The sequence below is a fragment of the Desulfonauticus autotrophicus genome (assembly GCF_055381725.1).
On record NZ_AP042395.1, the window covers coordinates 589,153 to 601,458 of the forward strand.

General features: G+C 38.5%; 16 protein-coding genes and 1 pseudogene. All 17 read right to left on the reverse strand.

What is annotated here, in order from left to right:
• Window position 1 precedes the first annotated feature (1 nt).
• The 17 genes and pseudogenes from ACZ42F_RS03480 to ACZ42F_RS03560 all read right to left on the reverse strand — a co-directional run bounded on the left by ACZ42F_RS03480 (window position 2) and on the right by ACZ42F_RS03560 (window position 12,167).
• Window positions 2-1,162, reverse strand: a complete 1,161-nt coding sequence (locus ACZ42F_RS03480) for a proton-conducting transporter transmembrane domain-containing protein (protein WP_464279766.1) — start codon at window positions 1,160-1,162, stop codon at window positions 2-4.
• A gap of 28 nt (window positions 1,163-1,190) precedes the next feature.
• The gene (locus ACZ42F_RS03485; RefSeq protein WP_464279767.1) at window positions 1,191-1,913 is read right to left on the reverse strand and encodes a proton-conducting transporter transmembrane domain-containing protein; all 723 of its coding nucleotides are present in this window, start codon (window positions 1,911-1,913) and stop codon (window positions 1,191-1,193) included.
• A 103-nt stretch (window positions 1,914-2,016) separates the two neighbouring features.
• Window positions 2,017-2,619 (reverse strand): acyl-ACP thioesterase domain-containing protein, encoded by a 603-nt coding sequence (locus tag ACZ42F_RS03490; protein ID WP_464280184.1) that lies wholly within the window; start codon window positions 2,617-2,619, stop codon window positions 2,017-2,019.
• On the reverse strand, window positions 2,532-2,735 hold the full coding sequence (locus ACZ42F_RS03495; protein WP_464279768.1) for a hypothetical protein: 204 nt from the start codon (window positions 2,733-2,735) through the stop codon (window positions 2,532-2,534). The genes ACZ42F_RS03490 and ACZ42F_RS03495 overlap by 88 nt, the downstream gene beginning before the upstream one ends.
• Window positions 2,716-3,243: an Lcl C-terminal domain-containing protein gene (locus ACZ42F_RS03500; RefSeq protein WP_464279769.1), complete on the reverse strand. Its 528-nt coding sequence runs from the start codon at window positions 3,241-3,243 to the stop codon at window positions 2,716-2,718. Before ACZ42F_RS03500 ends, ACZ42F_RS03495 begins: the two co-directional genes overlap by 20 nt.
• Before the next feature lie 74 nt (window positions 3,244-3,317).
• Window positions 3,318-3,698: an Lcl C-terminal domain-containing protein gene (locus tag ACZ42F_RS03505; protein ID WP_464279770.1), complete on the reverse strand. Its 381-nt coding sequence runs from the start codon at window positions 3,696-3,698 to the stop codon at window positions 3,318-3,320.
• Window positions 3,686-4,564, reverse strand: a complete 879-nt coding sequence (locus ACZ42F_RS03510) for a phenylacetate--CoA ligase family protein (RefSeq protein ID WP_464279771.1) — start codon at window positions 4,562-4,564, stop codon at window positions 3,686-3,688. The genes ACZ42F_RS03505 and ACZ42F_RS03510 overlap by 13 nt, the downstream gene beginning before the upstream one ends.
• Window positions 4,565-4,909: 345 nt before the next feature.
• Complete coding sequence (locus ACZ42F_RS03515; RefSeq protein ID WP_464279772.1) at window positions 4,910-5,704, reverse strand: ABC transporter ATP-binding protein; 795 nt, start codon at window positions 5,702-5,704, stop codon at window positions 4,910-4,912.
• A complete protein-coding gene (locus tag ACZ42F_RS03520; protein WP_464279773.1) occupies window positions 5,683-6,867 on the reverse strand; it encodes an ABC transporter substrate-binding protein in 1,185 nt (394 codons plus the stop codon). The genes ACZ42F_RS03515 and ACZ42F_RS03520 overlap by 22 nt, the downstream gene beginning before the upstream one ends.
• 31 nt (window positions 6,868-6,898) lie before the next feature.
• Window positions 6,899-7,948: a branched-chain amino acid ABC transporter permease gene (locus tag ACZ42F_RS03525; protein WP_029967150.1), complete on the reverse strand. Its 1,050-nt coding sequence runs from the start codon at window positions 7,946-7,948 to the stop codon at window positions 6,899-6,901.
• Complete coding sequence (locus ACZ42F_RS03530) at window positions 7,945-8,832, reverse strand: branched-chain amino acid ABC transporter permease (RefSeq protein ID WP_029967152.1); 888 nt, start codon at window positions 8,830-8,832, stop codon at window positions 7,945-7,947. The genes ACZ42F_RS03525 and ACZ42F_RS03530 overlap by 4 nt, the downstream gene beginning before the upstream one ends.
• 1 nt (window position 8,833) lies before the next feature.
• Entirely contained in the window at window positions 8,834-9,328 is a 495-nt protein-coding gene (locus ACZ42F_RS03535; protein WP_464280185.1) for a hypothetical protein, read from the reverse strand.
• 174 nt (window positions 9,329-9,502) lie between these two features.
• Window positions 9,503-10,557 (reverse strand): annotated as a pseudogene (locus ACZ42F_RS03540) (AMP-binding protein); the annotation flags it as partial.
• Window positions 10,514-10,729: a hypothetical protein gene (locus tag ACZ42F_RS03545; RefSeq protein WP_464279774.1), complete on the reverse strand. Its 216-nt coding sequence runs from the start codon at window positions 10,727-10,729 to the stop codon at window positions 10,514-10,516. The pseudogene ACZ42F_RS03540 and the gene ACZ42F_RS03545, both read right to left, overlap by 44 nt.
• A 3-nt stretch (window positions 10,730-10,732) precedes the next feature.
• Window positions 10,733-11,122 carry an ABC transporter ATP-binding protein C-terminal domain-containing protein gene (locus ACZ42F_RS03550; protein ID WP_464279775.1) on the reverse strand — a complete coding sequence of 130 codons (390 nt, stop codon included), beginning with the start codon at window positions 11,120-11,122 and terminating at the stop codon, window positions 10,733-10,735.
• Window positions 11,107-11,520 carry an ATP-binding cassette domain-containing protein gene (locus ACZ42F_RS03555; protein WP_464279776.1) on the reverse strand — a complete coding sequence of 138 codons (414 nt, stop codon included), beginning with the start codon at window positions 11,518-11,520 and terminating at the stop codon, window positions 11,107-11,109. Before ACZ42F_RS03555 ends, ACZ42F_RS03550 begins: the two co-directional genes overlap by 16 nt.
• On the reverse strand, window positions 11,508-12,167 hold the full coding sequence (locus tag ACZ42F_RS03560; protein WP_464279777.1) for a CBS domain-containing protein: 660 nt from the start codon (window positions 12,165-12,167) through the stop codon (window positions 11,508-11,510). Before ACZ42F_RS03560 ends, ACZ42F_RS03555 begins: the two co-directional genes overlap by 13 nt.
• Between the last annotated feature and the right edge of the window lie 139 nt (window positions 12,168-12,306).

Here is a 12,306-nt window from a genome sequence, read left to right on the forward strand (position 1 = left end):
ACTAACGCAGCCCTCCACCCAAAAAGAGTAAAATAAAGATTAAGGACAATCTATCTATCCAGAGAGCTAGTTTACTGTTTTCTATAACTTGCAATAAGTAATAGTTGCTGGTTTTAGGGATTACCCTTTGTCCCAGAGGATTTACATAACCAAAAGAGGACTTATCAATGCTTAATCCCGAAAAATAGGGAATTTCCAGAGGTTTTCTTTTGGCCTTAAGGAGAAAATAATGAGCAATAAAAAATCCTAAAATAGCCAGGGAAAATAAGGGAAAAAGAGGAAAGGAACCAAAACTATTTTGGAAGCTTCCTCCCAGCAGTAAATAAAGGTTATTTTTCCATATATGAGAGTAGGTTAGGATAAAGGGATAAATTTTTTCCTGGTATAACCAGGGAGAATAAGCTGGAAGTAAAAAAACAGCTAGCAAAAGAATAAGAAGGGGGATTCTGGTTAACAGGGATTGGGATTCCAGCTTTATTTTTTCTCTTAACTTATAGCCCATAAATAAACCTGCCCATCTAGCCCAGTAAAGCACAGTAACAGCACTGCCTAAGGCCAGCATAAGTACCAGCAGGATGTTTTGAGCAGAGCTTTCTATAGCCATCCACTTGCCTAAAAGCATACCAAAGGGTGGTAAAATCATGGCAATTGCCCCAAATACAGTAATAATGGCAGTTAAGGGCATAAGGGTATAGAGATTGCGCATGTCTTCTAAGTTGCGACTGGCAATTTTTTGTTCAATGGTGCCAATGCATAAGAAGAGCAGGGCCTTGTTAAAGGCGTGGAAAAAGGTCAAAATTAAAGCAGCTGTGATACTGGCTGGAGTGTTGATACCTATACAGGCTATAATTAAACCTAAATTACTAATGGTAGAATAAGCCAGCACTTTTTTGGCATTATCCTGACCAATGGCCAAAAGGGCAGTGGCTAGAAAAGTAAAGCCCCCGCAAAGTGCCAGGGTGGTAGAAAAAAAGGTGTTAGCAAAGAGGGGAGAAAACCTTAAAAGTAAATAAATACCAGCTTTTACCATAGTAGAAGAGTGTAAAAGAGCAGAAGTGGGAGTAGGAGCTACCATGGCACCTAAAAGCCACTTTTGAAAAGGAAGCTGGGCAGATTTGACCATACCGGCCAGGCAGATGTAGGCCAAAAAGAGTAAAAACAAGCTGTTTACTGGCGCCTTTTGGACAATTTTAAGGATATCTGACCGAGGGAAAAATAAAGTATAACCCTGTACTTCCTATTAGGAAAAAAAGCCCTCCCAAACTATTTAAACGCAAAGCCAAAAGGGAGTTGGCCACTGCTTCTTGAGTCCTGTCATGCCCAATAAGAAGATAAGAACAAAGCGTAGTTATCTCAAAAAAGAAATAAAAGTGAAGTAAATGATTGGTTATAATAAGTCCATTCATGCCAGCTACAAAAAGAAGCAAAATGCAAAAAAAGTTATTATTGGAAGTAGTTTTTAAGGAAAAGTGTTCTCTATGTTTTTGCATGTAAGGAATGGCATGAATAAAGATAAAAAGAGAGATAATATTTACAAAAAGAAGCATAATTTGAGAGATGTTATCTATATTGATTAAAAAGTTAGGACTGTTATCAATTTTTAATTCTAAAAAAAGTAAGAGTAGTAATGATGAAATGTTAAAAAATAGTATTGGTTTGTCTTTATTTTCCCATCCTTTTTTTATAAAAAAAAGTAAAAGTATAAAATCAAGAACAGTAATTAGGTGAGAGTAATTAAACTTTAAGTTAAGTTGTGAATCAAAGTTGTTGAGATTAAATATCTTTATGGAGATAATTGAAGTTGTTATGAGCGCTAAAATAGGAATGTATTTTGCTTTAGAAAAGGGAACAATATATACTAATAAGGCTGCCAGTAAAGGAATAGAGAGGAGAGTTAAAATATAAATATCCATTATATAAAGTACACTTCAAATTTTAATAGGAAGAAGGACTTTATTCTCACTTAGGGTTAAAAGTCAAGTTTTTAATGGTGTTTTATTGCCTTTACAGGCAAGGCTAGAACTTTAAGTTCAAATTAATAGCCAAAAGAGGGGTAGAGGCTTGGTCCTCTAAGTTAAGTTGAATTAAGCCCTTTTCTCTTTTCCCTTTGCAAATAATTTTTTCTTTAGGCTTAGCAACTTCTTTAAAAAAGAGTACATCCAGGGAGTGCAGGTAAGAGTCTTCCATCTCTTGGGGCAGACTCTCTAGAGCAAGGGCGATAAGGATGGCATTGTTTACATGCTGATTTAAGTCAAAATCCAATTTGCGGGAAATATATTCTTCTTTCCAGGTATATCCACTATTTTGCTTTTCAGGTTTAGGTTTGGGAAAGGTAAGAATGTCCTTTTTATTTTCGTGTTTTTCCAGCCATTCTTTGGGTATAGAAGCAATTTTTCTCCTGTTTACATCTAAAAGAGACCACAAAGTGGTGCATTTGGCCAGAATACTATTTTCCTTTTCTATTAAAAAATCTCTTTTAGCAAAAAATTTATTTAAATTTACTGAACAGGTAGATATATTATAAAATTCATTTAAAGAGGGAAGATTATATATTTCCAGATAAAGCCTGGTAAGTACCCAGGAAAGTCCTTTTTCCCATAATAGATGACTGGAAAAAATTTTTGACTGCTATCTTCATAGGCAGCTTGCTGGATAGAGTTAAGCAAAGATAACAAAGAAAGTTTTTTATTTTTATCTACTTCAAAGATTTTTACTTTAAATCGGGTTTTGTACATAAGTTCTTACTGGCAATAAAGAATAAAGGGGCTGTTCTTTTCTCCCCACTCCCACAGCTCCCTTGTCTAAGTAAAGCACAAAGGCATAGGTGGGTTCAAAGTAGCTGGTGGTAGAAGATAAATAAAGATTTTTCAAGTCCTTAAATCCCTGCTCCTTTTCCAGGGCTGGATACATGTAAGCACAATTGACCAAGCTTTCCAGTTCATTAATGTTGGGAATTCTCCAGGTATATTTAGAGGCAGAGTTAAACTCTTTTAAACAAGTAAAAGCTTCTTCCCAGCTTAGATTTTCTTCTAGATAACCCTTTTCTAACCAAATCAAGTTGGTGTTTGTGTCCAATATTCCATCTTCTACTTTCTTAAAACGTTTATCCATACTTTTCCCAAATTTATAAAATCCATCGTCAAAATCAATAAAACTCTTTTTTTGACCTGTAGATAAAATGTTTTTGCTTTCTCCAGCTACAGGACAAACTAGATAGTATTGATCCTTTCTTCCGTAAAACATTCTACTCCCTTCTAAGTGAATAGCCCAGGCATAATTGTTATCACTGGCTACAGTTGTGGAAGTCCAGTACCAGCCTAAGGTAGTGTTTTTAAAAGGATGAGGAGAGGGTAAAGCAGGCTTTTTATGGCCTGGAGAAAAATACTTCTTAGCTCTCTACGGTTGGGTAAGCGCCAGTTATTTTTACCTAAAAAATTTTCTTTATTTAACTGATTGATTAAAGAGAAGGCTTCTGCCCAGGTTTGTGGAAAATCAAAAAAATTAAATTTTCGAGGAAATATTAAATTGGTTAACTTGTCCAGTACTCCTTCTTCTTTATAACTTGCAAATCTATTTTCCAGGCTTAATCCAATTTTAAATTCAGCATCCTGTCCTGTGTTTTGGCAATCTATTATTTCTCCTTTTTGATTATAACAATGTTGAAGATTGGTTTGCAGGATATAATTTACTTTTCCCATATTCTCTTATCTAGGATTTTTTTACTATCTTCAATCACGGGGCATTCCTCAATAAAAACAGAAAGTTTTATCTTTTCTTTTAATTGGGAAAATAAGGCCTTTGTATTGGTTTGTCCTTGAATATACAGAGTAAGTTTTTCTTTACCCTGGGGATTTTCTATGACCAATTGCCAGTTTTTTATCTCTGGAAAATTACTTATAACCTCTTGCACCTGATGTTCATAAACAAACTGTCCCTTTACTTTTACTGTGTTATCCACTCTGCCCACAATGGCCTTTATCCTGGGACTGGTGCGGCCACAGGCACAATAACTGTCATCTAAAATGGCCAGATCTCCAGTGCCTAAGCGAATCAAGGGATAGGTTGAAGAAAAGGGCGTGACCACCACTTCTCCTATCATACCAGGAGGGAGGACTTCACCGCTTTGGGGATCGCAGATTTCTACCCAGCACCTGGTGGAAAGGTGCATGCCCTGACCACATTCACACTCATAAGCAATACAACCTACATCAGCTGTGCCATAACCTTGCCTTAGGGTAAGGTTAAAACTTTTTTCCACTGTCTGGCGTAAAGAGGGAGTCAAAATTTCAGCTGCACTAAAGGCTACCCGTAAGTGAAAATCCTTATGCAGATCCAGTCCTTTGGCCTGAGCCCTTTCTCCAATGGTTTTTAAGTAAGAGGCCATGCCCACAAAGCCTGTAGCCTTTAATTTGGTCATCAGTTCTATTTGAAGATCTGTGTTTCCTGGTCCTGCTGGAATAATGGCGCAGCCCAAAGTCCTTAAAGGCTCTTCCATCATCAAGCCTGCTGGAGTCAGGTGGTAACTAAAGGTGTTTTGTACTATATCTCCAGGCCTAAAACCCATGGCATAAAAAGCCTCTGTCCAGCCCCAATAATCCTTCTCCCTTCCTTCAGGGTCAAATAGGGGGCCTGGAGAACTGTAAATATGGGCTAAATCTTGGATAGAAACTGCTAATAAGTCCTGAAAATTATTTTCCTGTAAGGATATGAGCTTTTTTTTGGGTAAAATGGGAATTTGTTCAAAGTCTTTTCTGTGGAAATTTCCAGTTTATTTACTCTATTTTGAAATTCTTTAACCTTTTCAAAGGCTAGTCTTACTGTTTTAAGTAATTTTTGAAACTTTTTTTTTCTTAATTCTTCTCTTGGTAAAATTTCCCAGGGATTGTATACATCTGGCATAAAAACTCCTTTACAGCCAGCGTTTTCTTCGGCGATAGTGCTTTACTTCTCTATAACTTTTCTTTTCTCCTGCATGTCCCATGCCCAGATAAAATTCCTGTACATCAGGATTATTTAAAAGTTCTTGGGCTTCTCCTTCCATTACAATGCGTCCATTTTCCAGAATATAACCAAAGGATGAAATAGTTAGAGCAGCTCTGGCGTTTTGCTCTACTAAAAGTACAGAGGCCTTTTCTTCCCTATTGATTTGGGTGATAATATTAAAAATTTCTTCTACTAAAAGAGGAGCAAGCCCTAAAGAGGGCTCATCTAAAAGCAAAAGTTTGGGCTCAGCCATAAGGGCCCTGCCAATGGCTAGCATTTGTTGTTCTCCCCCAGAAAGGTATCCTGCCCATTGCTTTCTTCTTTCTTTTAAGCGGGGGAAATAATGATAGACCTTTTCCAGGTTTTCTTTGAATTTTTTGGGGTTGGTATAAGCTCCGCACCTTAGGTTTTCTTCCACACTCAATTCTTCAAATACCCTTCTACCTTCCATTACCTGAAAAATGCCCTTGCGTACTATTTTTTCCGGAGGTTCATTGTGAATGGGGGTGTTTTGATAAAGAATCTTTCCTTCTGTGACCTCACCATTTTCACTTAAAAGCAAGCCAGAAATAGCCTTGAGAGTGGTGGATTTTCCTGCTCCATTGGCGCCAAGGAGGGCTGTAATTTGGCCCTCCCTGACTTTTAAAGACAGTCCCTTTAACACCAAAATTATCTTGTCATAGACTACTTCTACATTTGCTAATTCAAGGATATAAGCCATAAACTATTTACCCAGCCATTCTTTTTTCTTTCCAGATCAACTTGTTTTACAAAATTAAACTTACCATTTTTTATCTGATAAATAAATACAGACATGTTGGGGCGATGGTCATCAGGAAAATAACTTATAGGTGGAGTAAGTCCCAAGGGGTCATAATTGCGTAAAGTCTCTAAAGCTTGTTTAATAGCAGGACCACTTATTTGACCCTTTTGAGCAGCCAGTTCAATTCCCTTGGCCATTACCAGCATGGAAGCAAAGCCTCTGATATAGTGAGTCATTTGGACCTGGCCCTGGGTAAGGGATTCAATAATTTTCATCCCTGGCACCTGTTGTCCATAAATGGCTGCAGCTTGTAAAGAATAAATTCCTTCACAGGCTCCAGGAGCTAACTTCAGGATGTTTTCATCAGAACCCCAGATGTTTACAAAGAATACAGGAGAAAAGTTTAATTTTTTAGCGTCCTTTAAAATAACAGCTGTAGAAGGAGTAGTGCCCCCTATCCAGACATAATCTGGATTTTTCTTTTTTAAACTAAGTAATTGGGTAGTTGCATCAATGGCCTTAAGACTTACATTTTCTTCTCCCACGATTTCATAACCTATTTCCTGGGCGTATTCTTTAGCAGCAGGAATGGGGGCAAGACCATAGGGGTGATCTGGATAAATAAAGGCCAGTCTAGGCGCTCTAGGTTCTTTCCAGTTTTCTTTGAAGAACTTTAAGGCTGCTCGAATTTGAGTAGAATAATCAGCTGCAATAAAGAAGTTATAAGGTGCTTTTTTGGGATCTGTTAAATGGGCAGAATAAGAAGCAGAAAAGGTAGGTATTTTGTCTTTAGCTACAAAACGAGTTAAAGCCTCTGTATCTTGAGTTCCCCAGCCCTGAAGGGCTACAATCTTTTCTTTGTTTACAAAACGCTTATAAGCACTAATGGCTTGCTGGGCGTTGTAGGCATAATCTACTTGAATGGCTTTGATCTTGTATCCAGCTATGCCCCCTTGAGAGTTTAAATACTTCACACAGTCCAAAATTCCTTTTGCATAAGGTCTGCCTACTGCTGAGGTAGGACCACTTAAGTCAGAAAGCACTCCAATTTTTATCTCCTTGGCTGTAGCCAAAGAGACAAAGAGTAAAACCATTAAAAAACTCAACCAAATCTTACGCATAAAACCCTCCCCTTAAATAAGTTATCCCTTTTTAATGAGCAAAGGGATATAATTTAAAATAAGCCTTAATTAAATGCCAGCGGTGAGCCAGTCCTTCTGGCTCAAAAATAAGAAATAAGATTAAGATTAAACCAAAAATTCCTTCTTTTAGACCCAGGAGATAGGTGCTTATATCCGGGAAAAAAGCACTTAAATGTTGAGAAACTATAGAAAGAAATTCAGGCAGTAGAGTGATAAATACTGCACCAAATACACTGCCAATTATTTTACCCATACCGCCAATTATAATCATTGCCAGGTAGGAAATGGAAAGGTGAATGCCAAATTGTTCTGGAGTAATGTACATGGCATAAACAGCAGCAAGCCCTCCAGCAATACCTGCAAAAAAAGAACTTATTCCAAAGGCGTAAAGTTTGTATTGAAATAGATTTATACCAATTACTTCTGCAGATAAGTAAAAATCTCTTATGGACACAAAGGCCCGTCCATATTTACTGCGCATTAGATTACTTATGGCCAAAGTGGAAATAAGGGCAAAAAAGAAAAGTAAATAAAACATTTTTAAATCATTATCAAAGTAAAAGTTAAAGATAGCTGGAGCATCTAAAGCCAGGCCATTGGAGCCACCAGTTACGCTGTCCCAGTGCAAAAATACATATTCTAAAATCAGCTGGGCAGCCAAAGTGGCAATGGCCAGATAAATGCCTTTTAAACGCAAAGAAGGCAGGCCAAAAACAATACCTACTAAAGAAGCTACCAGGCCTCCCAGCAATAAAGCCTCAAAGAAGTTAATTCCCAGATTCATAAAATAACCTGTGGCATAGGCCCCAACTCCCATAAAGGCGCCATGGCCTAAAGAGATTTGGCCACAGATGCCAGTAATGAGATTGAGAGATACTGCTCCAATTACAGCAATAAAGATGAGGTTAAAGAGTGATAAGTAGTAACTATCTAAAATAAAAGGAACAATTAAAAGAAAAAGTAAAAATGCTCCTAAACAGGTTTTCTGAACAGGACTGGGAAAAATTTGATTTTCCTGGCCATAGCTTTCAAAAAAAAGACCGCACTTATCTGCCTTCATATCCTTTCCACCTCGTGACTGCCAAAAAGGCCATAGGGTTTAAGCATTAAAATAAATACCAAAATGATAAAGGCAGCTACTTCCTTAAAGCCCCCTAGATTGAAAAGTTCCTTAGCCAGTCCATCACATAAGTTTTCCAGCACTCCAATGATAAGGCCGCCCAGGGCTGCGCCCAATAAACTGTCTAATCCCCCCAAGATAACTGCTGGAAATACCTTTAACCCCATGGCTCCCAATTGAGAATTTATGCCATTAATATTGCCCAAAATTACTCCTCCAATAGAGGAAACCACACAGGCAATACACCAGGAAAGGGCAAAGATGTTTTTGATGCCAATACCCATGGACTGGGCTGCCTGCTGGTCAAAAGCAGTGGCTCGCATGGCAATCCCTATGGAAGAGTATTTAAAGAAGAGGGAAAAGATGGTAAACAAAATTACAGCTAAAATAAAAGCTGCTATGTACACAGGGGAAATGGGAAGCCCTAAGAGAAAAATGGGTTCATGGGGTAAAACCTGAGGATAGACTTTTATTTGAGTGCCCCAGATAAGCTGTACCAGGGCCTTTAAAACAGAGGAAAGCCCAATGGTAACCATAATTACACTAATTATGGGTTCGCCAATAAGTGGCCTTAGAATCAAACGCTCAATGCTTAGCCCTAGGATAAGGGAAAAGAGCAGGGTCAGGACAAAGGAGGCTAAAAAGGGTAAACCTGCCTGAACTGTAAGGGCAAAGCAGACATAGGCCCCTACCATAACTAACTCGCCCTGAGCAAAGTTGACCACCTTGGTGGCCTTGTAAATAATTACAAAGCCCAAAGCCACCAGGGAATAAATACTTCCCACTACCAAGCCGTTTATAATCAGTTGAAGATAGTATTCCATGTTAATTGGTCCCTTGAATTTTTATTTTTCCAGTTAGTATTTTTTTACGCCCATCTTGATAAATGATTTCTGTTTTTAAGTTTACTTCCTTTTCTTCTGCATACATGGCTTCTATTAAATCTTGATACCTTTCCTGTACAAATTTACGGCGTATTTTTCTGGTACGGGTAAGCTCTCCATCATCTGCATCCAGTTCCTTAAACAAAATAGCAAAATATTTTATTTTGTTTTTTTCAGGCAAAGTTGTATTTATATCTTTTATTTCTTGTTGAATAAGGGCATATACTTCTTCTTTACTGGCCAGGTCTTGATAGGTGGTATAGGTAAGCAGGTTTTGTTCTGCCCATCTACCCACAATATCCTGGTCTATACAGACAATAGCTACAATATAATCTCTGTTTTCTCCCACTACCATTGCCTCTTTGATATAAGGAGAAAATTTGAGTTTGTTTTCCAGAAATTGAGGAGAAAACTTGGTACCATCTTTTAAGTGCATAACATCTTTTAAACGGTCAATTACAACCAACTGTCCATTCTCTTTAAAATAACCTGCATCTCCAGACTTAAGCCAGCCCTGGACAATGGTTTCTTCTGTAGCCTGGGGATTTTTAAAGTAGCCCTGAAAAACCGCAGGGCTTTTGGATAGAATTTCTCCTTGTTCTGAGATTTTTATTTCAGTTTCTGGAATAGGTTTGCCCACGGTATCAAAGTCTATTTCCCCATCTCGGTGAATACAGGAAATGCCAGCTATTTCAGTCTGGCCGTAAATTTGTTTTAAATTTACTCCCAGGGCATGAAAAAACGAAAAGTATCAGGTCCTAGGGCAGCTCCTCCAGTAGAGGCAGAGCGAATTCTGGAAAAGCCCAACCTATCTCTTACAGCTCGAAATAAAAATACATTGGCTAAAAAGTATTGAAATTTAATCCACCAGGAAACCTTTTCCTGGTTTAAGACCTTATTCGCATATTTTAAGCCCAGGGGATAAAAAAGGTTGTAGAGAAACCTTTTAACAGGAGTGGTTTCCATAATCTTGACCTGGACTCTGGCTGCCAGATTTTCCCATACTCTAGGAGGAGAAAAGATTAAATGAGGTCCTATTTCCCGAATGTTTTCCTGCACTGTATCTGGCTCTTCTGGAAAATTAACGCAAAAACCAAATAAAAGGGCAGAGGCCACAGACATCATCTGTTCACCCATCCAGGCCAGAGGCAAAAAAGAGACAAATTCATCACTGGGATACTTGGGGTCTACCAACCCCAGGTTCCAGGCCATGGACAGAAGATTTTGGTGCGAAAGCATGGCCAGCTTGGGTTTGCCTGTGGTACCCGAAGTAGTAGCAATAAGACAGGTATCTTCAGGGTTTAAAGACTTTAGCCAATGAGGAAAATTCTGCTTTTCCTCTTTGCCCAGTTTTTCCACATCCCTGAAATCCATAAGCCCTGGGACTCGATAATTACTGAGACCTTTGGGGTCGTGATAGACGATGTACTTGAGGTGGGGAAGCTTTTCTCTTAGGGTGAGTATTTTATCCACCTGTTCCTGGTCTTCAGCCACAACTATTTTGGCTTCTGTAAGTTCAAATACATAATCTATTTCTGAAGCTGGAGCATCTTGGTAAAGACCTAAAGCAATTCCCCCTAAAGCCTGGATTGCCAGCTCTGCAAAGAGCCATTCTGGCCTGTTATCTCCGATTAAAATGAGGATATCTTTTTGGCCCAGGCCCAGTTTTTTTTAATCCTCCAGCAAAAGCTGCAGTGTGTTCGTAAAAGTCTAGCCAGGAAAACTTTTGCCAGATGCCCAGATATTTTTCCCGCAGGGCTGTTTTTTTAGGCCATTTTTCCTTATTTTGCCAGAGCAAATGAGGTAGAGTGGTGGCGTAAGGTTTTTTCTTTTCCATAACTTAGCGTCCTAAAAATAAACTATCTTCTTGTCCCAGGTAAGCAGCAATAACTTGGGGATTTTTTTGAATTTCTTCAGGCGTGCCAGTGGCTAATACCTGCCCAAAGTCCAGAACCACAACTTCATCAGAAATATCCATTACCACTCCCATGTCGTGCTCTACCAACAAAATACTTGTTTTCCAGTCTTCATTGATGTCCAGGATATATCTGGCCATGTCTTCGGTCTCTTCCAGGTTCATCCCGGCCATGGGTTCATCTAAAAGTAATAGTTTAGGTTCCAGGGCCAAAGCCCTTCCCAATTCCACTCGCTTTTGCACGCCATAGGGAAGAGAGCCTACAATTTTGTGTCGGTAAGGAGAGAGATTGAGAAAATCTATAATTTCTTCCACGCGCAAGCGATGTGTTTCTTCTTCTCTTTTGGTCTTGCCAAAATAGAAAAAGAGGAAAACAAGCCATACTGGAGATGGCTGTGTCGTCCCACCATGAGATTATCCAGTACGCTTAAGCCCTTAAAAAGGGCAATGTTTTGAAAGGTCCTGGCAATACCCAGCCTGGCTCGTTTGTAGGGAGGCAAGTGCAAAATGTTTTCTCCCAGGAAACGAATACTTCCCCGATCAGGTGTGTACCTACCACTGATACAATTAAGCATACTGGTTTTGCCTGCTCCATTGGGGCCAATGAGAGAGACTATTTTTCCAGCAGGAATGTTAAAACTGACACTAACTAAGGCGGCAATACCTTTAAAAGTAAGAGTAACCTTATCTACTTCTAAGATTAATTTTCCCATTGATCTGCAAAATCCTCTGGTCCTATAATGGTGTAGTTACGGTTAATAAGCTCTTTAACTATTGGAGTTGGGTCATCTGTTTGTACTCTTAAGACAACAATTCTTTTATTTTGATGGAAAAAAGTACCTGTAGATATTATACTAAAGCCAAGCTCTGCAATAAAAGAGGAAACTTCAGCAATTACTCCAGTCCTATCTTCTACTTCAAAAGTAATTCTGGCTCCTCCCTGTCTAAGTCCCATTTCTTCTACTAACACTTCTAGCATAACTGACCTATTTATATAACCTATGAGTTTATTTTTTCTATTAACCACTGCCAATCCTGGTAAGTCCTTTTCGTACATTATTTGAGCTGCAACTTCTATTTCTGTAGAAGGGTGTACACTTACAATGTCTTTGCGAATCAGCTTTTCTACAGTTAATTTGGCCAGAATGTAGTTAATTTCATGTTTACTCAAAGAAGTAGCTAGAGAAGGAAGGGCCTGACGCACATCTTCCTTGCGCAAATATCCCAGAAGTTTTCCTTTCTCATCAGTAATTAAAAGCATCCACAGTTTATTTTCTTCCATAATCTTGTCTGCATCAACCACTAAATCCTGAGGAGAAAGGGTGGGAAATTGGGTAATCATTTTTAAGCCAACATACATAAAAGCCTCCTTTAAAAGTTTTTTTTAGTCTTATTAAAAGTTTTTTCGTCAGTGGCTGTTTTTTTTCTGTTATCGGCCAGATTAATTCTTTGGATTCTAAAAAACTAAAATTTTAAAAAGTTTTACCTTTAAGTAAACG